We start from the raw sequence: 26,133 nt of genomic DNA, 5'->3' as shown, positions 1-26,133 counted from the left end.
GCCGCGGTCAGCCGCCCTTCGACTCCAATCGCTCATCCCGAGCGTAGCGCGGCCGCATGGCCGCGCGGAGTCGAGGGACGCTCAGGGTGACCCTTCGACTCCGGCGAGCCTTCGGCTCGCCTACGCTCAGGGTGAGCGGGAAGACGAACGCCCGCTCGTGGTGAGCCTGTCGAACCACGAGCGGGAGCCCGCGTTCGACCCCGGCCGCCTACTTCCGCTGCCAGCGGGCCACGGCCCGCGCGGCGCGCGAGATGGGCAGCTCGAACACGTCCAGGCCGACGAGCGTCAGCCCCTCGGCCGCGCCGACGGCCTGGAGCGCGTCGCGATCCACCTCGCGCCCGAGCATGGCGAGCAGCGTCCCGCCCTCGGCGAGGTAGCGGGCGCCGAGCGGCACCCATCGATCCGGATCCGCGAGCGCCCGGGACACCACCGCGTCCGCGCGCGGCAGCCCCTCGCGCTCCGGGTGGCCCTCGGCCCGCACCGCCACCCCGCGGACCGGCAGGTCCAGCTCGGCCGAGACCGCCTTCACGAACGCGATCTTCTTCGCCACGCCGTCGCAGCAGGTGACCGACAGCTCGCGGCGGGCGCACGCGAGCGGGATCCCCGGCAGCCCGGCGCCGCTCCCCACGTCGAGCAGCGTCCGCGCGCCGGCCACGAGCGGCAGGAGCACCAGGCTGTCCACCAGGTGCTTCTCGGCGAGCTCGGCCGGTGCGGTGATGGCGGTGAGGTTGACCTTCCGGTTCCAGGCGAGGAGGCGATCCGCGTAGCGCTCGAGGAGCGCCCGCGCCGCCGCGTCCACCGGCAGCCCGAGCGCCTCGATCCCGCGGGCCAGCGCCTCGTGGAAGGCCGGGTCCATGGCGGCGGCTAGGCCTTCCGGCCCCGCCGGCCGATGGCCGCGTCCACCTCGGCCAGGTGCTCGGAGAGGAACGCCTCGACGTCCGCGTCCTCGAGCCCGAGGTCGCGCAGCACGCCCTCGTAGACGAACTTGAAGCCGTCCCGGTACTGATCGTCCTGCAGCGCGAAGGAGCGCCGCAGCACCGCGGCGGAGAAGAGCTTCTCCTCCCGGGTCTTCTCCTTCGCCAACGGCTACTCCTTCGCCCCGCGCTTCGCGGGGATGACGAGCAGCTGCCGGAAGATCCCCTCGCCCTCGCTGCGCGTCGAGACCTCGCCGCTCGCGACCAGCGCGAGGTGGATCTGCCGCCGCTCCCGGGGGCTGATGGGCGCGACCGCCAGCACCTGGCCCATCCGCACCGCGGCCGCCGCCAGGCGCGCCGCCATGGCCTCGACCGCCGGGTCGCCCTCCTCGCGGAAGCCGCCCACGTCGAGGTTCACCCACTTGCGCCCCTCGGAGCGCGGGTTCACGACGCGGTTCACCAGGTACTGCGCCGCCTCGACGAGCGCGGACGAGAGCTCGAGCTGGTTGCCGGCGGCGGGCGTGACGGCGACGCCGATGGCCTCGGGCGTCTCCTTCACCTCGATCGCCACCTCGCCGCCCATCCGGCGGAACAGCTCGGTGAGGAACGACCGGGCGGCGGCCACCTTCTCGGGCGCCTCGCGCGGCGGCGGCGCGCCCTCCCTCGGCTGCCTCTCGTCCATGGCTCCTCCGCTACTTCCCGGCGGCCGGGGCGGGCGCCGCCTGCTGGTGCTTCATCATGAGCTGCTGCTGCACGATCGAGAGCAGGTTGTTGACGAAGATGTAGAGCGTCAGGCCGCCCGGGACGAACAGCATGATGACCGTGAAGAACCCCGGGAAGAAGTAGAGCATCATCTTCGCCTGGGCGTTGTCGGCCGGCTGCGGCGAGAGCTTCTGCATCACGAAGCTCGAGATGCCCATGGCGATGGGCAGGATGAAGTACGGGTCGTGCGCGGTGAGGTCCTTCATCCAGAGGAACGGCTCTCGGTACAGCTCCACCGAGGTCTGCAGCGCCGCGTAGAGCGCGAACCACACCGGCATCTGCAGCAGCATGGGCAGGCAGCCGCCGAGCGGGTTCACCTTGTGCTTCTGGTAGAGCTGCATCACCGCGAGGTTCATCTTCTCGCGGTCGTCGCCGAACTTCGCCTTCAGCTTCTCGATCTCCGGCTGCAGCTTCCGCATCTCGTTCATCGACTGCATCGACTTGTACGTGAGCGGGAACAGCACCAGGCGGACGAGGACGGTGAGCAGGATGATGGCGACGCCCCAGTTCCGGACGATCGCCTCGAGCCAGCGCATCACGTAGAGCAGGCCGCGCGCGAACAGCGCGAAGAACTTCGCCACCGCGCCGTAGTCGATGGCGCTCTCGAAGCCGCGCCCGTAGCCGCGCAGCGTGTCGAGGTCCTTCGGGCCCGCGTACACGGTCAGCGACAGCTTACGCGCGCCGCCCTCCACCGGGACCGCGAGCGCGGCGACGCCCGCGCCCTTCACCGGCCCGCGCGCGAACGTGCAGGTGCCGATGGGCTCCGCCGGCAGCACCGCCGCCACGAAGTAGTGCTGGTCCACGCCGGCCCAGGACACCTGGCCCTCGAGCTTCTCCGGCGCGCCCTCCTTGGCGAGGTCGAAGCGCTCGGTGGTGGTGCCGGCCCGGCAGACCGGCCGCACGAAGTCGAGCGGCGGGCCGGAGAAGATGCCGCCGCTCTTCGTCTCGGGCGGCATGAACGCGGGGTAGAGCACGCCCACGGTCCCGTTGCCCGCGCCGCCGGAGAGCTCGACGTCGAGCGCGAGCTCGTACGGCTTGCCGGTCACGCGGAACGTCTTCCTCGCGGCGAGGTTCCCGACGCGCCCCTCGAACGTCACCGACGACGCGTCCTTCGCCACGATCCGCATGGGCGCGCGCGCGCCCGGATCCGCCGCCACGTCCCCGCCGCCGCCCAGCTCCGGCGACGCCGAGAGCGAGAGCGGGTAGGGCTGGCCGTCCGTCACGTGGACGAGGTCGATCTGCACCTCGCGGTCCTTCTCCTGCTTGCGGAACTTGTCGCCCTCGAGCCGGAGGCTCTTCAGCGCGCCGCCGTAGGTCGTGAGCGTCGCCTCGAAGCCCTTGCCGGCGAGCTTCACCGTCTCCTCGGGGGCGTCGGGCGGCGGCGCCGGGACCGCGGCCGCGGCGGAGCCCGGGGCCGGCGACGCGGGGGCGGTCGGCTTCGCCACCTCCGCCGGCGCCGCGGCCGGCTTCGGCAGGGGCTGCGGCTTCTTCGACGGGAAGATCACCTGCCAGAGGATCAGGATGCCGACCGACAGCACGGTCGCGAGGAGGATGCGGCGATTGTCAGGACCCAAGGTCTACCTCTTAGGGGTCAGTTCCGGCACCGGGTCGACACCCCCGGGATGGAACGGGTGGCAGCGGCAAACGCGGCGCACGGTCAGCCACGAGCCCCGCAGCGCGCCGTGGCGCTGGAGGGCGGTGACCGCGTACGCGGAGCAGGACGGATAGAAGCGGCAGGCCGGCGGCAGGAGCGGCGACACGAGCCGCTGGTAGATGCGGACGAGCAGCACCAGGGCGCCGCGGATCACGCGCCGCCTCCGGGCGCCGCCCCGAGGGAGCGGGCGGCCGCGGCGAGCGCGCGGCGCGCGCCGTCGAGGCCCATCCGCAATGCGGTGGGGCGGGCGATGACGACCAGATCGACGGGGGGGAACTCGGGGCGGATCTCGCGCCAGGCCTCTCGGACCCAGCGCTTCACGCGGTTCCGCTCGACGGCGTTTCCAACCTTCGAGGACACCGTGATCCCGATCCTCGGCCGGGGCGATCCGGAGACGAGCGCGAGGACGAGCACGTCTCCGGAGTACAGCCGCCTGCCGTGCTGCTGGACCTGGACGAACTCGCGGCGGCGCCGCAGCCGCGCCGCCTTCGGCAGCCTCACCTCGGCCGCTACTTCTTCGGCGCGCGCGTGGTGAGGCGCTTGCGGCCCTTGGCGCGCCGGCTCTTCAGGACGTTTCGTCCGCCGGGGGTCTTGGAACGCTTGAGGAAACCGTGGGTGCGGTTCCTCCGCTGCTTCTTCGGTTGATAAGTCCGCTTCATGGCGCGGCAAACTCCCCGATCGCTCGCGCGATGTCAAGGTTTCCGCGCACTTCGGGCCTCCGGGCGCTGCCGTCGCAGGATCGCCTCCGGGGCCTCGCCGGAAACCTGCGTGCTTTCGCCGACGATCAACTCGGCCTTGATCCGCGCGGCGAACCTTCGCTAACTTCCGCGCCCGCACCACGAGCCCGCCCGACTCCTCGCAGACCGAGCGAAGAGTGGAGCCGCAGACTCCCAGGGAGCCTGCGGACGGGGGGCATTTTCGCGTTTTCGGTCCTTGGGGGACTTGGGGATGGAAGCACCTGCGAGCGCACTCGTGGAAACGCCGCTCGACGATCTCTGGTCCCGCATCGACGGGTTCCTCCGCGCCCGCTGCCGCGAGGACCTGTACGAGCGCTGGTTCGAGCCGCTCCGCCCGGTCTCGCTCGGCGAGGGGCGGCTCCAGATCGGCGCGCCGGACAAGTTCCACCGCGACTTCGTGGAGGACAACTACCGGGGCTGGTTCGAGGAGTTCATCCCGGAGCTGACCGGCGAGCGCCTCCGGATCGCCTTCGCGGTGGACGACGCGCCGCGCCCGCTCGGCGTGCCGGCCGCCCCGCCGCCCGCCGCCGCCGTGGCCGCGCGCACGGCCGAGCCGCACCTCGAGCCGCGCGACTCGCGCCCGAACCCGCGTTACGCCTTCGACACCTTCGTGGTCGGCGCCTCCAACCACTTCGCCTTCGCCGCCGCCCAGGCCGTCGCCGCCAACCCCGGCCGCACCTGGAACCCGCTCTTCCTCCACGGCGACTCCGGCCTGGGCAAGACGCACCTGCTCCACGCGGTGGCCCACGCCATCCTGGAGAAGAGCGGCGGCCGCGTCGCCATCGTCTCCTCCGAGCGCTACACCAACGACTTCGTCGCCGCCCTCTCCAGGGGCACGATGGACGAGTTCCGCCGCAAGTACCGCGAGTGCTCGGCGCTGCTGGTGGACGACGTGCAGTTCCTCGCCGGCAAGGACAAGACGGCGGAGGAGTTCTTCCACACGTTCAACGAGCTCCACGACCACCACGTCCAGATCGTGCTCTCCAGCGATCGCTCGCCGAAGGAGCTGAAGGGCCTCGACGAGCGGCTCTGCTCGCGGTTCGAGTGGGGCATGCGGGTGCAGATCGAGGTGCCGGAGTTCGAGACCCGCGCCGCCATCCTCCAGAAGAAGGCGGACGTGGAGAAGATCGACCTGCCGGACGACGTCACCCAGCTGCTCGCCCAGCACATCCGGTCGAACGTCCGCGAGCTCGAGGGCGCGCTCATGCGCCTCGCCGCGTTCGCCTCCCTGAAGAGCGAGCCGATCACGGTGCCGCTCGCCCGCGACGTCCTCGCCGACGTCATCCCGCCGCCCGGCTACCGCCCGCCCATCGAGAAGATCCAGGAGGCGGTGGCCGGCCACTACGGGCTGACGGTCGCGAAGCTCACCAGCGCCTCCCGCGAGCAGAAGATCGCGTTCCCGCGGCGGTGGCGATGTACCTCTGCCGCGAGCTGGCGAAGGAGAAGTTCCAGTCCATCGCCGAGAAGTTCAACAAGAAGGACCACACCACCGTCATCGCCGCGGTGGACCGCGTGAAGGGGCTCCTCGAGTCGGACGACGCCGTCCGCACCGCCGTGGCCCAGCTCTCCGCGAAGCTCGCCCCGTGACCCGCCCGCGCCGCCGCGCCTCGCCCCGCCGCCTCGCGGCCGGGGAAGGCCGCGGTGCGTCCGTCACCCTTCGACGGGCCCACGGCGAGCGTCTTCCCGGTCCGCTCGCCCCGAGCGCAGGCTCGCCGAAGGCTCGCCGGCATCCCGAGCGCAGGCCGTGCCGCAGGCGCGGCCGGACACGAGGGACCGCCCTCGGTCGGCCCGCACCCGGATCAGCCTGTGGGAAGGCCGTGGATCCTGCGTCGATCCGGCTGGGGATGGGCTGTGGGCGAGCGTTGACACTCTCTCTCGCGGCGCGCTACACAACCCACACCCAGCCGGATCCACGGGTTTTTCCGGGGAAGAAACTCGAGCAGGATCAGGGCGCTCGGCCGCTTTTCCACATCGGTCCTCCCCCTGCTTCGACGACGGATCTCAAAGAAGAGGATCATCCCATGGAACTGAAGATCGGCGCCCAGGAGCTCGCGAAGGCGCTCGGCCGCTCGCAGGGCATCGTCGAGAAGAAGAGCACGATGCCGATCCTCTCCCACGTCCTGCTCGAGGCGAAGAAGGGCGACCAGCTCGTCGTCTCCGCCACCGACCTCGACCTGGCCGTCTCCTCCGAGCACGCCTGCGAGGTGCTGAAGGAGGGCGCGGTGGCCGTCTCGGCCCGCCACCTCTACGAGATCGTCCGCGCGCTGCCCGAGCAGACCGTCACGCTCAAGAAGGCGCACAACAACTACCTCGAGGTGAAGAGCGGCCCCTCCGAGTTCCGGATCGTCGGCCTGCCCGCCGAGGACTTCCCGGCGCTGCCCCGCTTCGACAAGGTGCCGTTCGCCGACGTGGACCCGGCGCTCCTGCTCGAGATGATCGAGCGGACCTTCTTCGCCGTCTCGAACGACGAGACCCGCTACAACCTGAACGGCGTCTACTTCGAGCCGGCCGGCGACGCGCTCCGCCTGGTCGCGACCGACGGCCACCGCCTCTCGCTCTCCGAGCGCACCGTCGGCGCCACCTTCGGCCTGAAGCGCGGCGTGATCCTGCCGAAGAAGGGGCTCGCCGAGCTGAAGAAGCTGCTCGCCGAGGCGGCCGAGTCCGGCGAGGAGAAGCCGGAGGCGAAGCTCGGGTTCGTCGAGAACAGCGCCATCTTCCGCCGGCCGAACGTGGTCCTGGTGATGCGGCTCATCGAGGGGCTGTTCCCGGACTACAAGCAGGTCATCCCGAAGGCCGGCGAGAAGGTCTTCAAGGTGGGCCGCGGCCGGTTCCTGGAGACGCTGCGGCGCATCTCGCTGCTCTCCTCCGACAAGGCGCACGCGGTGAAGCTGGACCTCTCGAAGGACCTGCTCCGCGTCCTCTCGCAGAACCCGGACCTCGGCGAGGCGAAGGAGGAGGTGCCGGTGGAGTACGCGGGCGAGCCGCTCAAGATCGGCTTCAACGCGCGCTACATCATGGAGGTCCTCCAGGCGGTGAAGTCGAACGAGGTGGTGTTCGAGCTCGCCGACGACCTCTCCCCGGGCGTCCTGAAGGGCGGCGAGGAGGCGGACCAGGGCTTCACGGCCGTCGTGATGCCCATGCGCATCTGAGTGAAGCTCCTCTCCCTCCACGTCCAGGACTTCCGGAACCTCGCCGCGGTCGAGCTCGCGCCGTCGCCGCGGGCCACCGTGCTCCTGGGCGAGAACGGCCAGGGGAAGACCAACCTCCTCGAGGCCATCTACTTCCTCACCACGCTGAAGCCGCTCCGCGCGGTGCGGCTCGCGGAGCTGGTCCGGTTCGGCGCCGACCGGGCCGGCGTGGCCGGCGACTTCGAGGGGCCGGGCGGCGTGCGCCGGGTGGCGGTGCAGGTGGCCGCGGGCGGCCGCACCGCCTCGCTCGACGGCAAGGCGCTCGGCTCCGGGGCCCGCCTCGACGACTACTTCGAGGGCCTCGCCTCGGTCTGCTTCTCGCCGGACGACCTCCTGCTCGTGAAGGCCGGGCCGGACGGGCGCCGGCGGTTCCTCGACCGCGCCGCGTTCAACCGCTGGCCGGCGGTGCTGGGCGAGGCGCGCGAGTACGTACGGGCGCTCCGGGCGCGGAACGCGGCGCTCCGCGGCGGGGCGCCGGAGGTGGAGGCGAGCTTCCGCGAGCCGCTGGTGCGCGCCGGGGCGCGCCTCCTGGTGCGCCGGCGCGACCTCGTGGCGGAGCTCGCCCCGCGGCTCCGGGCCGCCTTCGCCGAGATCTCCGGGCCGTCCGCCCCCGAGGCGCACCTCGCCTACCGCGCCGCCGGCGGCGTGGAGGTGGACCACCCGGAGGCCGAGGTGGCCGCGCGCCTCGCCCGCGCGCTCGAGGCGCGGCTGGAGCGCGACCGCGAGAAGGGCTTCACGTCGGCCGGGCCGCACATGGACGACCTCGTGCTCGCGCTCGGCGGGAAGGGCGCCCGGCTCTACGGCAGCCAGGGCCAGCAGCGCGCGCTCGTGCTCGCGCTCAAGATCGCCGAGATCGAGAACCTGCGCGCGGCGCTGGGGCGGCCGCCGCTGCTGCTGCTCGACGACGTGTCCTCGGAGCTGGATCCGGCCAAGAACCGCTTCCTGCTCGGCTACCTGGCGGCGCTGCCCGCCCAGGCGTTCCTCACCACCACCGACCGCCGCCTCATCGAGCCGGCCGCCGGCCCCGACACCGCCTTCTACGAGGTGCGATCGGGGGTGGTTTCCCCGCTGGTTTCGTGAAGAAGCTCGCGGGGTTGCGGTCCGGATAAGACGTTGCCTCCGGCGGCCGCGCCTGCTATACCCCAGGGTCGCCTCAACACCTGAGAACCTTTCAGAGAAACGAGCGAGGACCCCCCTGGACACCGCCGAGCAGAGCCCCGTCCCGCGGCTCCCGCGGATGACGACTACGGGACCGACACCATCAAGGTGCTCGAGGGCCTCGAGGCCGTGCGCAAGCGGCCGCACATGTACATCGGCGACGTGGGCGCCCGCGGCCTGCACCACCTCGTCTACGAGGTCGTCGACAACTCGGTGGACGAGGCCATGGCCGGCCGCGCCAACGAGATCAACGTCGCCATCCACGCCGACAACTCCATCACCGTGCTCGACAACGGCTCGGGCATCCCGGTCGGCCCTCACCCGACGGTGAAGGGGATGGACACGCTCGACGTGGTGCTGACGAAGCTCCACGCTGGCGGCAAGTTCGAGTCGAACGCGTACAAGGTCTCCGGCGGCCTCCACGGCGTGGGCGTGACCTGCGTGAACGCGCTCTCGGAGTGGCTGAAGGCCGAGGTCTACCGCGACGGCAAGGTGTGGGCGCAGCGCTACGACCGCGGCACGCCCGCCGGCAAGGTCTCCGCCATCGGCGAGACGCAGCGCCGCGGCACCCGCATCACGTTCAAGCCCGACCCGACCATCTTCGAGACCACCGAGTACAGCTTCGAGACGCTGTCCGGGCGCCTGCGCGAGCTCGCCTTCCTGAACGCCGGCCTCAAGATCACCATCGAGGACGAGCGGCACGGCAAGAAGCACGAGTTCCTGTTCAAGGACGGCATCCGCGAGTTCGTCGCGTTCCTGAACAAGAGCCGCAACGTGCTGTTCCAGCCGCCCATCGCGCTGCGCCAGGAGGTCGAGACCGAGCGCGGCCCGGCGCTGGTCGAGATCGCGCTGCAGTGGAACGACGGCTACGACGAGAAGGTCTTCGCGTTCGCCAACAACATCCACAACCACGAGGGCGGGACGCACCTCATCGGCTTCAAGGCGGCGCTCACCCGCACCATCAACGCCTACGGCCAGAAGAACAACCTCTTCAAGGACCTGAAGGACGAGCTGCCCAGCGGCGACGACATGCGCGAGGGGCTCGCCGCGGTGATCTCGGTCCGCCTCCCCGGCGCCAGCTTCGAGGGGCAGACCAAGACCAAGCTCTCCAACACCGAGGCGAAGAGCATGGTCGAGACCATGCTCAACGAGCGGCTCTCCGCCTACCTCGAGGAGAACCCGAACGTCGCGAAGCGCGTCTGCGGGAAGGTGGCCGAGGCGGCCCGCGCCCGCATCGCGGCGCGCAAGGCGCGCGAGACGGTGCGCCGCAAGGGCGCGCTCGACAGCGCCTCGCTGCCCGGCAAGCTCGCCGACTGCCAGTCGCGGGATCCCAAGGAGTCGGAGCTGTACCTGGTGGAGGGCGACTCCGCCGGCGGCTCGGCGAAGCAGGGGCGCGACCGGCGCACCCAGGCCATCCTCCCGCTCCGCGGCAAGATCCTGAACGTCGAGAAGGCCCGCTTCGACAAGATGCTCGGGTCGGCGGAGATCGCGACCATCATCACCGCGCTCGGGACCGGCATCGGCCCCGAGGAGTTCGACGTCGAGAAGATCCGCTACCACAAGATCGTCATCATGACGGACGCGGACGTGGACGGCTCGCACATCCGGACGCTGCTCCTCACGTTCTTCTTCCGGCAGATGCCGAGCGTGATCGAGCGCGGGCTCGTCTACATCGCGCAGCCGCCGCTGTTCCGCGTCGCGAAGGGCAAGAAGGAGAGCTACCTCAAGGACGAGGCGGCGCTCGACGAGTACCTGCTCGCGCTCGGCACCGACCGGACGAAGCTCGTGGCCGGCGAGACGGTCATCGAGGGGCGCGACCTCGCCCGCCTCGCCCGCGACGCCATCGCCTACCGGGCGCTGCTCGCGCGGGTGGACCGCCGGCGCGACAGCCGCATCGTGGACGCCGCCATCCAGCTCGGCGACCTCGACCTCGACCTGCTGAAGCACCACGAGCAGGTGAAGGAGCAGGTGCAGAAGATCTTCGACAAGGCGCAGAAGCTCCACCCGGAGCTCCAGGTCCGCATCGCCAAGATCGAGCGCGACGAGGAGCACGGCTGCGACGCGCTCGTCTACCAGACCAGCATGGCCGGCGCGCCCCGCGACACCCGCCTCGACCACGACTACCTGTCGGGCGCGGAGTGGGGCGAGCTCGCGGCGCTGCACGCCGCCATCGCCGAGCTCGGGCCCGGGCCGTTCCGCCTCGAGACGCCGGAGGGCGCCGAGGAGGTGCTGGACGTGTTCGAGGCGGTCGAGGCCGTCAAGAAGGCCGCCGGGCAGGGCCAGACCATCCAGCGCTACAAGGGGCTCGGCGAGATGAACCCCGAGCAGCTCTGGGAGACCACCATGGACCCGGCCCGCCGGACCATGCTGCAGGTGCGCGTGGACGACACGGTCGAGGCCGACGAGGTGTTCTCGATCCTGATGGGCGACGCGGTGGAGCCGCGCCGGGAGTTCATCGAGAAGCACGCGCTCGACGTCCAGAACCTGGACATCTGACGGGCCGCGCCGACCGGGCGCCGGGCCGCTCCGGCCCCGCGCCCCACGGCCCATATTCACCAGCAGCGAAGGAAGGAGCCGCCCATGCCCCGCGCCGCCATCGTCGCACTCGGCACGCACGTCCCCGACCGCGTGGTCACCAACGAGGAGCTCACGCGCTACATGGAGACCACCGACGCGTGGATCCAGGAGCGCACCGGGATCCAGGAGCGCCGCTGGGTCCGCGAGGGCACCGGCAACTCGGACCTCGCGCTCGAGGCGACGAAGAAGGCGCTCGACAAGGCCGGGTGGAAGCCGACCGACATCGAGGCGATCGTCTACGCCTCGCTCTCGCCCGACCACATGTTCCCGGGCGACGGCTGCTTCCTGAACGCGAAGCTGGGCATCCCCGGCGTTCCCGCCATCGACATCCGCAACCAGTGCACCGGCTTCATCTACGGCCTCTCGGTGGCGGACGCCTGGATCCGCACCGGGATGTACAGGCGCGTCCTGCTGGTCGGCTCGGAGGTCCACTCCACCGGCCTCGACGTCACCACCCGCGGCCGCGACGTGGCGGTCATCTTCGGCGACGGCGCGGGCGCCGCGCTGCTCGAGGCGACCGACGACCCGGACCGCGGCGTGCTCTCCTGCCACCTGCACGCCGACGGGCGCTTCGCCCGCGACCTGTTCACCGACGCGCCCGGCTCGATCTACCACCCGCGCGTCCAGCCGCGGATGCTCGAGGACGCCACCATCTTCCCGCACATGGAGGGGCAGAAGGTGTTCAAGCATGCGGTCGTGCGCATGCCCGAGGTGCTGAAGGAGGCGTTCGACAGGAACGGCGTGGGCCCGCAGGACCTGAAGGTCCTCGTCCCGCACCAGGCGAACCTCCGCATCGCGCAGATGGTGCAGCGCTCGCTCGGGCTGCGCGACGACCAGGTGTTCAACAACATCCAGCGCTACGGCAACACCACCGCGGCCTCGATCCCGCTCGCGCTCGCCGAGGCGGTCGAGGCGCGCGGCGTCTCCCGCGGAGACCTGGTGGGACTGTGCGCCTTCGGGGCCGGCTTTACTTGGGCCAGCGCCCTGGTACGCTGGTGACGGCTTGATCGCGGTCAGCGGGTGAGGGCCACTCAACAGCGCGTCGGGAGCGCAACGTCCGGAGCAGCGCGCGCGTGTCCGTGAAGCATCCTGAGGCGTCGTCTAATGGCAGGACCGCGGACTTTGGATCCGCTCATGAAGGTTCGAATCCTTCCGCCTCAGCCAGCTCTCCCTCCCGGGCGGCGAACGCGCACGACGAGGTGAGGCCCGTGGCGGCACCTTCGCACGTCCTGTTGATCGGCCTCGGCAACGTGGGCCCGAAGACGCTGGCCGAGGCGGCGCAGGCGCTCCGCGACGTGTACGGGCTCGCCAGCAAGGCCGGGCCGTCGCTGGACCGCCCGCAGTACGCGTTCAACAAGGACCGCGGCCAGTACCACGCGCCCGCCATCGTCCGCCGGCTGGCCGCGCTGCGCGCCGGCGCGGGCGGCGTCCCGGTGCTGGGCGTGGTGGACGTGGACCTGTTCCTCCCCGACGCGGCCTACGTGCTCGGCGACGCGGACCGCGACGCGGGCGCGGCGGTGTACTCGGTGTCGCGCCTCGGCGCGGCCGACCCGGCGCTGGCGAGGCGGCGGATCCAGGTGGAGGCGGTGCACGGGGTCGGGCACCTGCTCGGCCTCTCGCACTGCCTCGACTTCCGCTGCGCCATGTTCCTCTCGCGCGACGCCGCCGACAGCGACCGCAAGGGGCCGGGGCTCTGCGCGAGCTGCCGCACCTCGCTCGCCCGTCCGTGAAGAGCCTCTGCCAGCGCGACGGCATGAGCTGCGGCGCGTGCTGCGGCCTGTACAACGCCGAGGACCTCTCCCGCCCCGCGCTCCACGCCGAGCTCGCCCGGCGCACCCGCGCGCTGCGGGAGGTCGAGCGGACCCCGGCCGCGTTCCGCGCCGCCGCGGCCGCGCTCGCCGGCGGCGGGCCCGCCCCGCTCTTCCCGTCGGTGCGCGTGTGTCCGCTGCTCGGCTTCCTCGACGAGGCCGAGTCGCGCGTCGGGTGCCTGGCGCACCCGGCCGCGAACGGCGGCGTGGACCTGCGCGACTGCGGCGTCTACGACGTCGCCACCTGCGACGCGTTCCTCTGCCCGAGCCACGCCTGGCTCTCGGAGGAGGAGGCGGCCATCGCCGCGGCGGCCTGCGACGACTACCACCTGTACGGCCTCGTCATCACCGACGTGGAGTTCGTCCGGGCGGCGCTCGGCGGGGTGGCGGTCCGCGCCGGCGCGCGGGTCGAGCTGCGCCACCTCGAGCACCGGCCCTTCCGCGCCGCGCTCCGCGAGCTGCTCGCGCTGAAGGAGGAGCTCGCGCCCGGCTCCGACGGCCTGTTCGGCGCGTTCCGGCCGGGCGCCGACGGCGAGCCGGTGGCGCGGCGCATCGACTACGAGGCGCTCGGGCGCTCGGGCGGCTCGCCCTACGACCGGATCCTCACCTGCGTGGGGGCGGACCCGCGCTCCGGCAACGACCTCGAGGCGCTCGAGGCCGAGGTGCGGAGGCGCCTCGACGCCTGCGCCGCGGAGGTCCCGGTGGCCGGGCCCCCGCGCTAGGCCTCGCCGCGCGGCGCGGCCGGCGTGCGCTCCGGGGTGGCCGCGGGCGCCGCCTCGGCGCGCTTCGGCAGGCCGAGCGCGACGATCTCGGCGACGTCCAGCACCCGCAGCGTCTCCTCGCGGCCGGTCTCGTTCACGCCGTCCTTCATCATGGTGAGGCAGAACGGGCAGCCGGTGGCGATGACGCCGCCCGCCTTGCCGAGCGTGGCGGCGGCCTCGTCCACGCGGTTCTGGTTCACGCGGGCGCCGAGATTCTCCTCCAGCCAGAAGCGGCCGCCGCCGGCCCCGCAGCAGAAGCCCTGCCGGCGGTTGCGCGGCATCTCCGCGACCTGCACGCCCGCCGCGGCGAGCGCCTCGCGCGGCGCCTCGGTGACGCCGTTCCAGCGCGCCAGGTAGCACGGATCGTGGAACGTGACCTGGCCGAGCCCCTCCGCCACGCCGGGCGCGAGCCGCCCGTCCTTCACCAGCCGCGCGATGAGGTCGGCGTGGTGCACCACCTCGTAGCGGCCGCCGAACTGCGGCAGCTCGTTCGCGATGGTGTTGAGGCAGTGCGGGCACTGCACCAGGATCTTCTTCACCCCGTGGCCGTTCAGCGTCTCGGTGAGCGCGGTGGCCTGCATCTGGAACAGGTACTCGTTGCCGAGCCGCCGGGCCGCGTCGCCGGTGCAGGTCTCCTCCTCGCCCAGGATCGCGAACGAGACCTTCGCCTCGCGCAGGATCCGCACGATGGCGCGCGAGACCTTCTTCTGCCGGTCGTCGAACGCGCCGGCGCAGCCGACGAAGAAGAGCCACTCGTAGTCGCCGCCGTCGGCGGCGCGCGGCACCTCCAGGTCCTCGCACCACTCGGTGCGCTTGTTCGAGCCGATGCCCCAGGGGTTGCCCTGCGTCTCGATCCCCTTGAACACGCGCTGGGCCTCGTCGGGGAAGACCGCGTCCACCTGCACCGCCTGCCGCCGCATGTCCACGAGGCGCGGCACGTTCTCGATGAGCACCGGGCAGGCGGTCTCGCACCAGCCGCAGGTGGTGCAGGCCCAGAACGTCTCCGGCGGGATCACCTCGGAGATGGGCGGCAGCGCGCCGGCCGCCGCCTCGCGGACCGCGGGATCCTGCGCGCGCGCCAGCGCGGTGAGCGCCGGGGCCACCTCGGCGAGGTGGTGGCGGATCGAGCGGTTCACCTCCTTGTGGCTGAGGGGCTTGCCGGTGACGTAGGTGGGGCAGTGGGTCTGGCAGCGGCCGCACTCGGTGCAGCTGTAGACGTCCCAGGCCTCCTTCCACGACAGGTCCTTCACCGTGGCGGTGCCGTAGCTCGCGTCCTCCGCCTCGAGGTCGAGCTTGCGCAGCGCGCCCGCCGGCGGGAGGCGCGCGAAGAACACGTTCGGCAGGCCGGTGATGATGTGGAAGTGCTTGCCGTAGGGCAGCACGTTGCCGAACACGAGGATGAGCGCGAGGTGGAGCCAGAAGGACGCCTCGCCCACCGCGCTCACCGTCCCCGCCCCCGCGCCGAGCGCGTGGTAGAGCGCGGCGCCGAGCGAGCCGGCCGGCGCGAGCGCGTCGAAGCGCGGCGCGGGGAGCTGGAAGCCGGCGCCGGCGAGGACGTCGCCGAGGCCGAGCGGGTCCTCGCGCAGCACGTGCAGCGCGCCGTCGAAGAGGACGTCGGTCACCATCAGGCCGGCGATGAACAGCAGGATCACCACGCCCTCGGTCGAGCGCGTGACCCGGTCCGGCCGCGTCACCAGCCGCCGCCACAGGAAGCCCAGCACCGCGACGAGCGCGAGCAGCACCATCACGTCCTTCACGAGCCCGTAGGCGCGGCCGAGGCCGGAGTCCGGGGCGAGCAGCGGCAGGTGGAAGCCCGCCGAGAAGCCCATGCCGAACATCGTGACGGTGCGGAGCGCGAGGATGAGGAACGCCGCGAAGATGACGACGTGGAGCAGGCCCGGGCGGCGCTCCTCGGGATCGACGAGCCGCCGCTGGCCGAGGCCGTAGCGGACGAGGGCCCGGATGCGCTCCCCCGGCCGGTCGGTGCGCACGTCGCGCCGCAGCGCGAGGAGCGGCATGACGCGGCGGGTCATCGTGAAGGTGAAGACCGCGGCCGCGACGACGAGCATCGCGCTGGTGAGGGCTGGATTCATGACGCAGGACGCTATCCGCGTCCCGCGCGGGAGGGCAAGTTACCCGTCAGGTGCCACGAACGAAGAGGGCCGCCCGGGTGAGGGGCGGCCCTCCTGGAAGGCCCGCGAAGGCGGGAGGCTAGAGCCGCTGGAAGCGGCGGTCCTTCAGATCGTCCTGCTGGCGCGACTTCCGGTCGTCCTTCTTGCCGTTGTCGCCCTTGTCGTCCCGGCGGCCCTGGCCGTTGCCGTTGCCGCCGCCGCGGGCGTCGTCGCGGGGCGCGGGGGCCGGAGCGGGCGCGGGCGCGGCGTGGCCGGGCGGCGTCCCGCCGTGGCCCGGGGGCTGGGCGTTGCCGCGGTCGTTGCCGCGGCCGGGCGCCGGGTAGGCGGGTGCGGGGGGCGCGGCCTGCCCGGGCGGCGTGCCGCCGTGACCCGGGGGCAGGTTTCCGTGGCCGGGGGCGTCGTCGCGGTGGCCGCGGTCGTCCGGGACCGGCGCGGGCGCCGGCGCCGGGGCGGGCACGGGGCGGCCGGGGTACGGGGCGGGCGCGGGGGCCGGGGCCGGCAGCGGCGCGGGGGCGGGCGCAGGCGCAGGACGGCCCGGGTACGGACGATCCGGATACGGGGCCGGCGCGGGTGCGGGTGCCGGGGACGGCCGGCCGGGATACGGCGCGGGCGCGGGACGGCCCGGGTACGGCGCCGGCGCAGGGGCCGGTGCGGGCCGCGACGGATACGGCGCCGGGCGCGAGGGCCAGTAGGTCGGCGGCGGCGGGCGCTCGGGCCGCCAGTTGCCGCGGTAGTACCAGCCTCGCCCGCGGCGCCACTGCCAGTCGTTGCCGCGCGGCGGGTAGTAGTCGTGGCGGTGCGGCCCGCGGACGTAGCACCAGCCGCCGCCCGGCACCGGGTGGCCTTCCCAGTACGTGAAGACGAGCGGGCCCCGGTAGAAGTAGTAGCCGCCGTCGAGCACATAGGCCGACGGCTGGTCGGGATAGTAGTCGTGCCAGTGCGCGCCGGGCTCGTAGCACCAGCCGCCGCCGAACGCGTCGGGGACGAAGTGCTCGCCGTAGTACCAGACCTGCAGCGGCGGCGGGGCGGGCGCCGGCGCCGGCATGGCGACCGGCGGCGGCTCGGACGGCACCGGCGTCGCGACCACGCAGCCCGAGGCGGCGATCGCGAGCGGCGCGAGGATGGCGAGGGTGCGCTTCATGGTGGCTCCTCGGAGCGGCGCGCTCCACGGGATCGACGGGCGGCGCGCCGTCGAAATTCGAGCGCGAGCATAGCAGCGGCCATGCCACCGCCGAACCCCGCGGAACGACGTGCGTGGGGGCGGATGTGCGCGCGCGCCCGCGGCACGGCGTGAAGCGGGCGCACGCCGGGCGGCGGCGACGCGCCGCGCAGCGGCGCCCGCGGTCAATGCAACGTCTTCAGAGGTGCGAGGCCGAGGCGGGCGGAGGCGTAGCGCCGGAGGACGGTGCGGTACTCGTCCACCGAGCGCGGGCCGGCCACCAGCCACTCGTCGCCGATGACGAGCGCGGGGGCGCCGCGGATGCCCTTGTCGTACGCGCTCTCGTGCACCTCGCGCACGCGCCGCTCGGTGGCGGGCGCGGCGAGCGCGCCGGCGAAGCGGTGCAGGTCGAGCCCGGCCCGCTCGGCCAGCTCGAGCAGCACGTCGGTGCGCGCCACGTTGAGCCCGCGCACCAGCGACGCCTCGCGGATGGCGTGGCGCAGCGCGGCCTCGCGGCTCGGGCCCTGCAGCCGCGCGGCGGCGAGCGCGGTGAGCGCGGGGATGGAGGTGAGCGGCGGATCCGGCGAGAGCCAGAGGTCGTCGGTGACCGCCGCCGCCTCGGCTCGCGCGCGGCCTTGCGCGCGGCGCGGGCCAGCGCGCGCCGCTCGGACTTGGTCATGGCGCGCGGCTCGAGGCGGGTGGGGTACGGCTCGAGCTGGAGCGCGCCGAAGGCGCCCTCGACGTCCTCGAGCGCGGTGAGGATGCGCCGCTCGGCCACCAGGCACCACGGTGAGAGCGGATCCTCGTAGAGGACCAGCGCGACGGGCTGTGCGTGACGGAAGTGGGGGGACACGGCGGGCGCGGATTCTACTCGGGCGCGCGCGCCGCGCAGAAGCGACGGGCGGCTGCCTGCTCCCCCGTGTCACGCGAGCCGGCGACGGCGCGCGGCACCCACACGACGCACCGTGAAGCGTCAGGCGAGGTGGCCGCTCGCGTAGCCCGACTGCCGCGTGCTCGCGAACTCCACCGCGTGCCGCACGTACAGGCTGGCGATGTCGAGGCCGGTGGCCGCCTCCAGCCCCTCGAAGCCGGGCGAGCTGTTGACCTCCATGATCTTCGGCCCGGGTGCGGGCCTCGAGCATGTCCACGCCCGCCACCTCGAGCCCCATCACCCGGGCCGCCTTCACCGCGGTCTCGGCGTACTCGCGCCCGAGCTCGAGCGACTCGGCCACCCCGCCGCGGTGGATGTTGGAGCGGAACTCGCCGGCGCGGGCGGTCCGGCGCATGGCCGCGACCACCCGGTCGCCGACCACCAGCGCCCGGACGTCGCGGCCCTTCGACTCGGCCACCAGCTCCTGCAGCAGGATCTCCTGGCCGAGCGTCCAGAGCGTGTCGAGCAGCCCGCGCACCTCCACCTCGGTGTTGGCGATCATCACGCCCACGCCCTGGCTCCCCTGGATGAGCTTGATGATGCAGGGCAGCCCGCCCACCATCTGCACCGCCTCCGGCACCTCCTCGCGGTAGCGGCACATCACCGTGCGCGGGATGTCGATGCCGAAGCGCGAGAGGAGCTGCAGCGCGCGCAGCTTGTCGCGCGAGCGGCCGATGGGCGTGGCCGCGGCGAGCACCGGGACGCCCATGAGGTCGAACTGGTTCACCACCGCAACGCCGTAGCCGGTGATGGACGCGCCGATCCGGGGGATGACCACGTGGACGTCGGTCGCGAGGACCTCCTCGCCCAGGTAGAAGATCCGCGGCCGGTCGCGCGCCAGCACCATGTTGCAGCGCAGGGTGTCGAGCACGCGCGGGGCGTGGCCGAGCGCGGTCGCCGCCTCGACCAGGCGGCGGGTGGAGTAGAGCCTCGGGTTGCGCGACAGGATGGCGACGCCGGCCCCGCCGTCCCGGCGCGGGCGGGCGGCGGCGCGCTTCGCGCGGGCGGTCTTCTTGCCTGGGGGCATGGGCGCGGGAAGGTTAGCGGCCTTCCCCCGCCCCCGCAACGCGCCGCGCCGCGCGGAAAACCGTTCGTTGATCCCGCCCCCCTCGGCTGCTAGAACCCTTGTCTTTCCGAGGCGAAAGAGCCGTGGACTCCAAATACAGCGTCAACCTCCCGAAGACCGACTTCCCGATGAAGGCGAACCTCCCGCAGCGGGAGCCGGAGATCCTGCGCCAGTGGGAGGAGCAGGCGATCTTCCAGCGCCTCGTCGCCCAGAACGCGGGCAGGCCCGGGGCGAAGCGGTTCGTCCTGCACGACGGCCCGCCGTACGCGAACGGCGACATCCACATCGGCCACGCCCTCAACAAGATCCTCAAGGACGTGGTGGTGAAGTACCGCAACCTGAACGGCGAGGTGGCGGACTACATCCCGGGCTGGGACTGCCACGGCCTGCCCATCGAGCTGAAGGTGGACAAGGAGCTCGGGCCGAAGAAGCGCGAGCTCGACCGCCCGGCCATCATCGAGGCCTGCCGCAGGTACGCGCAGAAGTGGATCGAGAAGCAGCGCGAGTCGTTCAAGCGGCTCGGCGTGTTCGGCCGGTGGGAGACGCCCTACGCGACCATGTCGCGCGGCTACGAGGCGGAGATCGTCCGCACGTTCGCCCGCGCCGCCGAGAAGGGCTTCCTCTACCGCGGCAAGAAGCCGGTCTACTGGTGCATCACCGACCGGACCGCGCTCGCCGAGGCCGAGGTCGAGTACGAGCAGCACCGCTCGCCGTCGATCTACGTCGCGTTCGACCTCGTCTCGAAGCTGCCCGATCCGAAGCTGGCCGGCCGCCCGGCGCGCCTGGTCATCTGGACCACCACGCCCTGGACGCTGCCCGCCAACCTGGCGATCGCCGCGCACCCGGAGTTCACCTACGTCGCCTACGACCTCGGCGGCCAGGTGGTGGTGGTGGCGAAGGACCTGCTCGCCCGCTTCCTCGCCGACGTGGCGCCCGGGGAGCTGTCGGTCTCCGACGTCCCGGCGCCGCACACGCCGACCGCGCACGAGGCGGCCACCGGCGGCGGCGGCACCGTGCTCGCGCCGCAGCTCGCCCACCCCGAGCGCATCCTCGCGCACCTCGACGGCAGCGCGCTCGAGGGGCTGCGCTACCGCCACCCGTTCCTCGACCGCGAGTCGCAGGTGATCCTCGGCGACCACGTGACGCTGGAGGCCGGCACCGGCCTCGTGCACACCGCGCCCGGGCACGGCCAGGAGGACTACGTCGTCGGCCTGCGCTACGGGCTCGAGGTGCTGAACCCGGTGGACGGCGCCGGGCGCTTCACCGAGCAGGCCGGCAAGTACGCCGGCAAGAAGATCTTCGAGGCGAACCCGGAGATCGTCGCCGACCTCGCCGCCTCCGGGCACCTGCTCTCCGACCCGAAGGCCAGCCTCGAGCACAGCTACCCGCACTGCTGGCGCTGCCACAACCCGGTGGTGTTCCGCGCCACCGACCAGTGGTTCCTCTCGCTCGAGCACGCCGACCTGCGCAAGGCCACTCTCGCCGAGATCGACCGGGTGCGCTGGATCCCGCACTGGGGCCGCGAGCGCATCCACAACATGATCGAGAACCGGCCCGACTGGTGCGTCTCGCGCCAGCGGACCTGGGGCGTGCCGATCCCGGTGTTCTACTGCGAGGGCTGCAACGAGGCGCTGCTCTCGCCGCCGGTGATGGAGCGCGTCGCCGCCGCGTTCGAGGCGGAGGGCATGGAGGCGTGGTACCGCCACCCGCCCGCCGACTTCACCCAGGGCGCCGCCTGCCCGGGGTGCGGCAAGACCGAGTTCCGCCGCGAGCAGGACATCCTCGACGTGTGGTGGGACTCGGGCGTGTCCTGGGCGGCGGTGATCGAGCGCGAGGGGCTGGAGCTGCCGGTGGACCTCTACCTGGAGGGCTCCGACCAGCACCGCGGCTGGTTCCACTCGTCGCTGCTCACCTCCATGGCCCTGCGCGGCGCGGCGCCCTACCGCGCGGTGCTGACCCACGGCTTCATCCTCGACCAGCACGGCAAGGCGATGTCGAAGAGCGCCGGCAACGGGATCGAGCCGTCGGAGATCATCAAGAAGTACGGCGCGGACATCCTGCGGCTGTGGGTGAGCGCCTCCGACTACCGCGACGACATCGGCCTCGGCGACCAGATCCTGGCCGGCCTGGCCGAGGGCTACCGCAAGATCCGCAACACCATCCGCTACGCGCTCGGCGCGCTGGACGGCTTCGACCCGGCCCGCGACGCGGTGCCGGAGGCGGAGCTCGAGCCCATCGACCGCTGGGCGCTGGCGCGCCTCGCCGCCTGGGACGAGAAGGTGGCGAAGGCGTACGAGGACTACGAGTTCCACCTCGCCTACCACGCCACCATGCAGTTCTGCGCGGTGGAGCTGTCGGCGCTCTACTTCGACGTCATCAAGGACCGGCTCTACACCTGGAAGGCCGACGGGCGGCAGCGCCGCTCGGCGCAGACGGTGCTCCACGCCATCGCGCAGGACCTCATCCGGCTGCTCGCGCCCATCCTCTCCTTCACCTCGAGCGAGGCCTGGTCCTACCTCCCGGGCCGGCCCACCGAGAGCGTGTGGCTGGCCGGGCTGCCGCGGCGCGCCCGCCCCGCCGACGCCGACGCGCTGGAGGCGCGCTACGGGAAGCTGTTCGAGGTGCGCGGGGTGGTGCAGTCGAAGCTGGAGGAGGCGCGCCGCGCCAAGCTCATCGGCTCGGGCCTGGAGGCGATGGTGACGGTCCGCGCCGAGGGCGAGCAGCGGAAGCTCCTCGAGGAGGCGCGCGCCGAGCTGCCCACGCTGTTCATCGTCTCGAAGGTGGTGCTCGCCGACGGCCCGCTCTCGGCCGAGGTGGCGCGTGCACCGGGCGTGAAGTGCGAGCGGTGCTGGATCTACGCCGAGGACGTGGGCAAGGACGCCGCCCACCCGACGCTGTGCGGGAAGTGCGTGGGCAACCTGTGATGAAGCGACCGGTCTCGAAGTGGGCGCTCCTCGCCCTCCTGTTCACGGCGCTCCTCGCCGCGGACCAGTGGACGAAGTACCTGGCGGTGGAGCGCCTCACCGTGGTGTTCGAGCGCGGCGGCGACGAGACGCTCGCGGCGCGGGTCCGCGGCTTCTACACCTACCGTCACCTCGAGCCGCTCTCCACCGAGCCGTACTACGTGTGGCGGCCGGTGTGGCGGATGAACTACGTGGAGAACCCGGGCGCGGCGTGGGGCCTGTTCCGCGGCCACTCGCAGTTCTTCCGGAACGCGTTCTTCACGCTCGTGTCCGTGGCTGCGGTGGCGTTCATCCTCCACTACTACCGCAAGCTCCGGCAGGACCAGCGCTACCTGCAGGTGGCGCTCGGGCTCGTGCTGGCCGGCGCGGTGGGCAACTTCGTGGACCGGCTCGCCCGCCGCTACGTCATCGACTTCATCGAGTGGTACTGGTGGAACCGGCCCGACATCCGCTGGCCCACCTTCAACGTGGCCGACTCGCTCATCGTGGTGGGCGTCGCCATGCTCGTGCTGCACCCCGGCTCGAAGCGCGAGGCGGCGCGCGCGACGGAGCGGCGCGGCGCGGCGGCCGAGCGCGTGTAGCCCTCGCCCCGCATGCTCCCCGTCCTCTTCCGGATCCCGCTGCCCGGCGGCGCGTCGCTGCCGCTCCACACCTACGGCCTGCTCATCGCCATCGGCTTCATGGTGGGCATCTGGCTGGCGCAGCGCGAGGCGGCGCGGCGCGGCCAGGATCCCCGGCGGCTCGCCGACCTGGCGTTCTGGATCCTGGTCTCGGCCCTGGTGGGCAGCCGCGTCTACTACATGCTCGTGAACCCCGGCGAGTTCTTCTCGCCCGCGCGGTTCCTGGTCTCGACGCCCTTCGGCCGCATCCCGCGCGTGCTCGCGGTGTGGCAGGGCGGCCTGGTGTTCTACGGCGGGTTCATCGGGGCGGCGCTCACCGCCGCCTGGTACCTGCGCCGGCACAGGATGGGCTTCCTCGAGCACGCCGACACGCTCATCCCCTCGGTGGCGCTCGGGCACTTCTTCGGGCGGCTCGGCTGCTTCGGCGCCGGCTGCTGCTGGGGGGACGTCGCCCACGGGCACCTGCCCTGGGCCGCCCGCTTCCCGCCCGAGTCGCTCGCGTTCCAGTCGTTCGCCGACCGGCCCGATCCGGGCCAGTACCTGGCGGCCGACCGCCTCTCCACCCTGCCGCTCCACCCCACCCAGCTCTACGAGGCGTTCGGCGAGCTCGGCCTGTTCCTCCTGCTCGTGCTCCTCGTCCGGCCCCGGAAGCGGTTCCACGGCCAGGTGCTCGCCGCCTGGCTGATGCTGTACGCGGTGCTGCGCACCGGCGTGGAGGCGTTCCGCGGCGACGTGGAGCGCGGCGTCATCCTCGGCCTCGGGGTGGGGCAGTGGACCTCGATCGCGATCTTCGCGGCAGGTGCGGCGGTGTGGGCGCGCGCGCGCCGTCCCGCGCCGGCCGGCGCAGGCGAGGCCGCGGCGCCCGCCGGCGGGCGTTGATGTCCGGGCGCCGGCGCCGATAGACTCGGCGCGTGGCGCTCCCTCCGCAGAAGCCCGGCCGTCCTGCCGGTCCCCCGCCGTCGGCGGAGGAGGCGGCGCGCGCCGCGCGCCACGCCACCGACGAGCTCACCGACGAGACCGCGAAGCTCGAGGAGGAGCTCGAGGCGCTGAAGGCGCGCTACGAGCAGTACTTCCTCGGCACCGAGCGGCGCGAGCCCGCGCGCTGGCGCGACGAGGTGCGCAAGAAGGTGCTCCGGCTGAAGGGCGCCTTCACCCGCAACACCGGGCTCCGCTTCCGGATCCAGTCGCTCCACGCGCGCTACCTCTCGTACGAGCGGCTGTGGCAGCGGAGCGTGCGCGAGCGCGAGGAGGGCACGTACCGGCGCGACCTGCTGAAGGCGCGCCGCCACGCGCGCGACCCCGAGGCCGCGCCCGCGCCCGGGTCCGGGCCCGCCGCGACCCCGGCGCCCGCGGGCGGGACGTCACCCGCCGTGAACGCACCCCCGCCGCCGGCTCGCACCCCTGCGCCGCCCCCCGCGCAGCCCGGGGCCGCCGACGAGGGGCGCATGCGGGCGCTCTACGACGCCTACATCGCGGCGAAGCGGCAGTGCAACGAGGACGTCTCGCGCCTCAGCTACGACGTGGTCGCCCGCAGCGTGGCGAAGCAGGTCCCCGAGGTCATGGCGCGGTTCAAGGCCCGGTCGGTGGACTTCCGCGTCGAGGTGAAGGACGGCAAGGCGATCCTGAAGGCGATCCCCCGCGTCTGACCGGCCTCGCGACACCCGTACACGGCGTCCGCTGGCGCTCGTCGTGAAACCCCACGACGTGGCGCGGGGCGGGCGTCGCGCCCCGGCCGTGCGGCGCGAAGGACATTCTCCTGTGGTGAAGCCGATCTCCGCGACGGCCACCGTGCGGGTGCCCTGTCACCGGCGGGAGGTTCCCTCGCACATGGTAAGTGACCAACGTCCTCCCCGAGCGTCTGCTGGTGTGGGAGGAGGGGAGCTTGCGAGCGCTGCTGCCGTCGATCGCCGTGGCCCTGCTCTGCGCCGCGTGCGGCGCGTCCGACCTGGACGCGCGCCGGGCGCGGCTCGGCGCCGAGCGTCGCGCGCTGGAGGCCACGCTCGACCACCTCGAGGATCGCCTCCTCGTGAACCAGGCGCGCGTGCGCTTCTGGAAGGAGATGCAGGCGCGCCACGAGAGCGTGACCGCCGTCGCCTGCGCCTCGCAGGAGGAGCACGCCATCGAGATGGCGCGCCACGTCCTGCCCGACGAGCCCGCCCGTCGCGCCGGCCGCCGCGCCTCCATCGACCGCGCCCGCGTGGCCGCCGCCCCGCGCGCCGCCCCCGCGCCCGCCCGCGCCGCGCCGACCCCGTAGCGCCCGTTCCGCCGGCCTCCCCGGCCCGTGCCCCCGCCCCGCCCGCCGACCGTGCGATTTCGGTTTGCGTCCGGCCCCGTTCGATCGTAAAAGGGCTGCCCGCGGCCGGCGTCTCGCCGGCCGCAAGCGCAGTTAAAACGCCTGGGTAGCTCAGTCGGTAGAGCAGGGGACTGAAAATCCCCGTGTCGCTGGTTCGATTCCGGCCCCAGGCACACCAACTTCGCTCGAACATCTCGGCCCGCCAGATCGCAAGGTCTGGCGGGCCGTCTGGTCTTCGGGCGGGGCTGGCTTCGCCGCGTCCGAGTCCGCCGCGTCCGGCGAGTGCACGGGATCCAGGCTAGTCCGCAGGGGCTGTTGCACCGGCGCTGCAGTTTCGCCCATCGCTTCCGCGAGGCGTCGCCGGAGATCCTCGACGGGCAGCCGGCCGTAGACCCGCTCGACCATCCGCGTCTCCGGGGGGCCCATCACCGGCGCGATGAGCTCCGGCGAGACGCCGGCGGCGCGGAGCCAGGTCGCACAGGTGCGGCGGCGGTCGTTCGGGCCGCTGGATCTTCACCGCGCCGGCCGCGTGCAGATTCCGAGATCCCCCGCGGCCGGAAGTATGTTGGATCAGCGTACCGGGAGGCGGCAACCCGGCAGAAGGAGTGCCGCGGCCTTAGCGGCGAGATCCTCAGGCGCAAGCCGCGCATCGAGAACAACGCCAGCTAGCGAAGGGAGGTCCGAGTGGACCGCGTGCTCCGTCGAGTGGGCGTCGTACTTGTCGAGGTTCTCTGCGTCCGAACTCCGCTCCGCGAGGCGCTCCTTACGTGTCTCGAAGTCTGCATCCAGGAACACAAGCTTAAACGGAAGAGGCGCGACCGCGACTCGCAGCGCAGCAACCACCTCGACGTGGCGGATTCCGTCCACGACCAAGCACGTGCGCCGGTCCCAATTACTCAAGACGGAAGAGGTGAACGCGTCCCAACCCATCTCAGCTATGAGGCGCTCGCCTAGTGCCTGAAGAACCGCGCGATCGCTCCCGAGACCCAGCAGAACGGCCTGATCTCGAACATAGTTGCCGAATGAAACGCAGGTGGCCCCAAGGCGCTCAGCAAGAAGCCGTGCGAAGAGCGATTTTCCGCTGCCGATCCCCCCAGAGACGCCGACGACGAGATGGACTGTCACCCAAATAGAGTGCGCTGGGCCGAAGCAGAACTCAAGACGACCCAACCACGGCGGTCGCGTTTCGGGCACTCGAGCGGCCGGACAAGTGTGTGAACGGGCCCAAGGGACAGCAGGGAGACGAACGCGGCGTCCCGTCGTGAACTCCAAAATCCAGGCACATCGTCCCGCAACTCGGGGCCATGCTGCTGAGCGATCTCCTGTAGGTCTCGTGCGGTCGGGTGCGCCAGATACCGCGCGCGCTGAATCTCGGCGAGTGCGACCACCGGTCCCCCGGCAGCCTTTATA

The 26,133-nt window shown here is 72.6% G+C and carries 24 protein-coding genes, 2 tRNA genes and 1 pseudogene; 15 read left to right on the top strand and 12 right to left on the bottom strand.

Features of this window, described 5'->3' with window-relative positions:
* Positions 1-208: 208 nt before the first annotated feature.
* The 7 genes from rsmG to rpmH are packed head-to-tail and all read right to left on the bottom strand — an operon-like array spanning position 209 to position 3,989.
* On the bottom strand, positions 209-856 hold the full coding sequence (rsmG, locus tag ACOQFB_RS21490) for a 16S rRNA (guanine(527)-N(7))-methyltransferase RsmG (protein WP_421609480.1): 648 nt from the start codon (positions 854-856) through the stop codon (positions 209-211).
* A gap of 8 nt (positions 857-864) precedes the next feature.
* Positions 865-1,083: a hypothetical protein gene (locus tag ACOQFB_RS21485; RefSeq protein WP_059436236.1), complete on the bottom strand. Its 219-nt coding sequence runs from the start codon at positions 1,081-1,083 to the stop codon at positions 865-867.
* A gap of 3 nt (positions 1,084-1,086) precedes the next feature.
* Positions 1,087-1,596 carry a Jag family protein gene (locus ACOQFB_RS21480; RefSeq protein WP_421609479.1) on the bottom strand — a complete coding sequence of 170 codons (510 nt, stop codon included), beginning with the start codon at positions 1,594-1,596 and terminating at the stop codon, positions 1,087-1,089.
* A gap of 10 nt (positions 1,597-1,606) precedes the next feature.
* The gene (gene yidC / locus ACOQFB_RS21475) at positions 1,607-3,250 is read right to left on the bottom strand and encodes a membrane protein insertase YidC (protein ID WP_421609478.1); all 1,644 of its coding nucleotides are present in this window, start codon (positions 3,248-3,250) and stop codon (positions 1,607-1,609) included.
* A gap of 3 nt (positions 3,251-3,253) precedes the next feature.
* A complete protein-coding gene (yidD, locus tag ACOQFB_RS21470) occupies positions 3,254-3,484 on the bottom strand; it encodes a membrane protein insertion efficiency factor YidD (protein ID WP_059436239.1) in 231 nt (76 codons plus the stop codon).
* Positions 3,481-3,831 (bottom strand): ribonuclease P protein component, encoded by a 351-nt coding sequence (gene rnpA / locus ACOQFB_RS21465; RefSeq protein ID WP_421609477.1) that lies wholly within the window; start codon positions 3,829-3,831, stop codon positions 3,481-3,483. The genes yidD and rnpA overlap by 4 nt, the downstream gene beginning before the upstream one ends.
* 8 nt (positions 3,832-3,839) lie before the next feature.
* A complete protein-coding gene (gene rpmH / locus ACOQFB_RS21460; RefSeq protein ID WP_011423406.1) occupies positions 3,840-3,989 on the bottom strand; it encodes a 50S ribosomal protein L34 in 150 nt (49 codons plus the stop codon).
* A 289-nt stretch (positions 3,990-4,278) separates the two neighbouring features.
* Between rpmH and dnaA the strand changes: the two genes are divergently transcribed.
* From dnaA to ACOQFB_RS21415, 9 genes are all read left to right on the top strand, one after another.
* A complete protein-coding gene (gene dnaA / locus ACOQFB_RS21455) occupies positions 4,279-5,583 on the top strand; it encodes a chromosomal replication initiator protein DnaA (protein WP_502306247.1) in 1,305 nt (434 codons plus the stop codon).
* The gene (locus ACOQFB_RS21450; RefSeq protein WP_494492594.1) at positions 5,523-5,654 is read left to right on the top strand and encodes a hypothetical protein; all 132 of its coding nucleotides are present in this window, start codon (positions 5,523-5,525) and stop codon (positions 5,652-5,654) included. Before dnaA ends, ACOQFB_RS21450 begins: the two co-directional genes overlap by 61 nt.
* A 434-nt stretch (positions 5,655-6,088) precedes the next feature.
* Positions 6,089-7,216: a DNA polymerase III subunit beta gene (dnaN, locus tag ACOQFB_RS21445; RefSeq protein ID WP_059436242.1), complete on the top strand. Its 1,128-nt coding sequence runs from the start codon at positions 6,089-6,091 to the stop codon at positions 7,214-7,216.
* Positions 7,217-8,335, top strand: coding sequence for a DNA replication/repair protein RecF (gene recF, locus ACOQFB_RS21440; RefSeq protein ID WP_059436243.1), 1,119 nt, complete (start codon positions 7,217-7,219; stop codon positions 8,333-8,335).
* Positions 8,336-8,521: 186 nt separating this feature from the next.
* Positions 8,522-10,909 carry a DNA topoisomerase (ATP-hydrolyzing) subunit B gene (gyrB, locus tag ACOQFB_RS21435; RefSeq protein WP_494492363.1) on the top strand — a complete coding sequence of 796 codons (2,388 nt, stop codon included), beginning with the start codon at positions 8,522-8,524 and terminating at the stop codon, positions 10,907-10,909.
* Positions 10,910-10,993: 84 nt separating this feature from the next.
* A complete protein-coding gene (locus ACOQFB_RS21430; RefSeq protein WP_059436245.1) occupies positions 10,994-11,989 on the top strand; it encodes a 3-oxoacyl-ACP synthase III family protein in 996 nt (331 codons plus the stop codon).
* A 91-nt stretch (positions 11,990-12,080) separates the two neighbouring features.
* A tRNA-Gln gene (locus ACOQFB_RS21425) sits at positions 12,081-12,154 on the top strand.
* A 44-nt stretch (positions 12,155-12,198) separates the two neighbouring features.
* Positions 12,199-12,720, top strand: a complete 522-nt coding sequence (locus ACOQFB_RS21420) for an archaemetzincin (protein WP_011419067.1) — start codon at positions 12,199-12,201, stop codon at positions 12,718-12,720.
* Positions 12,717-13,520, top strand: a complete 804-nt coding sequence (locus ACOQFB_RS21415; RefSeq protein ID WP_059436246.1) for a hypothetical protein — start codon at positions 12,717-12,719, stop codon at positions 13,518-13,520. The genes ACOQFB_RS21420 and ACOQFB_RS21415 overlap by 4 nt, the downstream gene beginning before the upstream one ends.
* On the opposite strand, the gene ACOQFB_RS21410 is transcribed toward ACOQFB_RS21415, so the two are convergent.
* The 4 genes and pseudogenes from ACOQFB_RS21410 to ACOQFB_RS21395 form a co-directional block, all read right to left on the bottom strand.
* Positions 13,517-15,652, bottom strand: coding sequence for a (Fe-S)-binding protein (locus ACOQFB_RS21410; RefSeq protein ID WP_421609475.1), 2,136 nt, complete (start codon positions 15,650-15,652; stop codon positions 13,517-13,519). The genes ACOQFB_RS21415 and ACOQFB_RS21410 overlap by 4 nt on opposite strands.
* Positions 15,653-15,770: 118 nt before the next feature.
* Positions 15,771-16,832, bottom strand: a complete 1,062-nt coding sequence (locus ACOQFB_RS21405) for a hypothetical protein (RefSeq protein WP_421609474.1) — start codon at positions 16,830-16,832, stop codon at positions 15,771-15,773.
* Positions 16,833-17,035: 203 nt separating this feature from the next.
* Positions 17,036-17,635 (bottom strand): DsbA family protein, encoded by a 600-nt coding sequence (locus ACOQFB_RS21400; RefSeq protein ID WP_494492362.1) that lies wholly within the window; start codon positions 17,633-17,635, stop codon positions 17,036-17,038.
* A 188-nt stretch (positions 17,636-17,823) separates the two neighbouring features.
* A pseudogene (locus tag ACOQFB_RS21395) lies at positions 17,824-18,808 on the bottom strand (RimK family alpha-L-glutamate ligase).
* A 122-nt stretch (positions 18,809-18,930) separates the two neighbouring features.
* On the opposite strand from ACOQFB_RS21395, the gene ACOQFB_RS21390 reads away from it, so the two are divergent.
* From ACOQFB_RS21390 to ACOQFB_RS21365, 6 genes are all read left to right on the top strand, one after another.
* Complete coding sequence (locus tag ACOQFB_RS21390) at positions 18,931-21,771, top strand: isoleucine--tRNA ligase (RefSeq protein WP_421609471.1); 2,841 nt, start codon at positions 18,931-18,933, stop codon at positions 21,769-21,771.
* On the top strand, positions 21,771-22,391 hold the full coding sequence (lspA, locus tag ACOQFB_RS21385) for a signal peptidase II (RefSeq protein WP_421609470.1): 621 nt from the start codon (positions 21,771-21,773) through the stop codon (positions 22,389-22,391). The genes ACOQFB_RS21390 and lspA overlap by 1 nt, the downstream gene beginning before the upstream one ends.
* A gap of 12 nt (positions 22,392-22,403) precedes the next feature.
* Complete coding sequence (lgt, locus tag ACOQFB_RS21380; RefSeq protein ID WP_421609469.1) at positions 22,404-23,309, top strand: prolipoprotein diacylglyceryl transferase; 906 nt, start codon at positions 22,404-22,406, stop codon at positions 23,307-23,309.
* Between the two features lie 32 nt (positions 23,310-23,341).
* Positions 23,342-24,076 (top strand): MXAN_5187 C-terminal domain-containing protein, encoded by a 735-nt coding sequence (locus ACOQFB_RS21375; RefSeq protein WP_421609468.1) that lies wholly within the window; start codon positions 23,342-23,344, stop codon positions 24,074-24,076.
* 188 nt (positions 24,077-24,264) lie between these two features.
* On the top strand, positions 24,265-24,684 hold the full coding sequence (locus ACOQFB_RS21370; RefSeq protein ID WP_421609467.1) for a hypothetical protein: 420 nt from the start codon (positions 24,265-24,267) through the stop codon (positions 24,682-24,684).
* 139 nt (positions 24,685-24,823) lie between these two features.
* Positions 24,824-24,896, top strand: a tRNA-Phe gene (locus ACOQFB_RS21365).
* 397 nt (positions 24,897-25,293) lie between these two features.
* Here the strand turns inward: ACOQFB_RS21365 and ACOQFB_RS21360 are convergent.
* Positions 25,294-25,848 (bottom strand): AAA family ATPase, encoded by a 555-nt coding sequence (locus ACOQFB_RS21360; RefSeq protein ID WP_160308997.1) that lies wholly within the window; start codon positions 25,846-25,848, stop codon positions 25,294-25,296.
* Positions 25,849-26,133 lie beyond the last annotated feature (285 nt).

The sequence above is a fragment of the Anaeromyxobacter sp. Red801 genome, from assembly GCF_049201065.2.
Classification (GTDB): Bacteria; Myxococcota; Myxococcia; order Myxococcales; family Anaeromyxobacteraceae; genus Anaeromyxobacter.
Note: the sequence above shows the minus strand (reverse complement) of the source record. Positions and strands in the feature narration are given on the sequence as shown.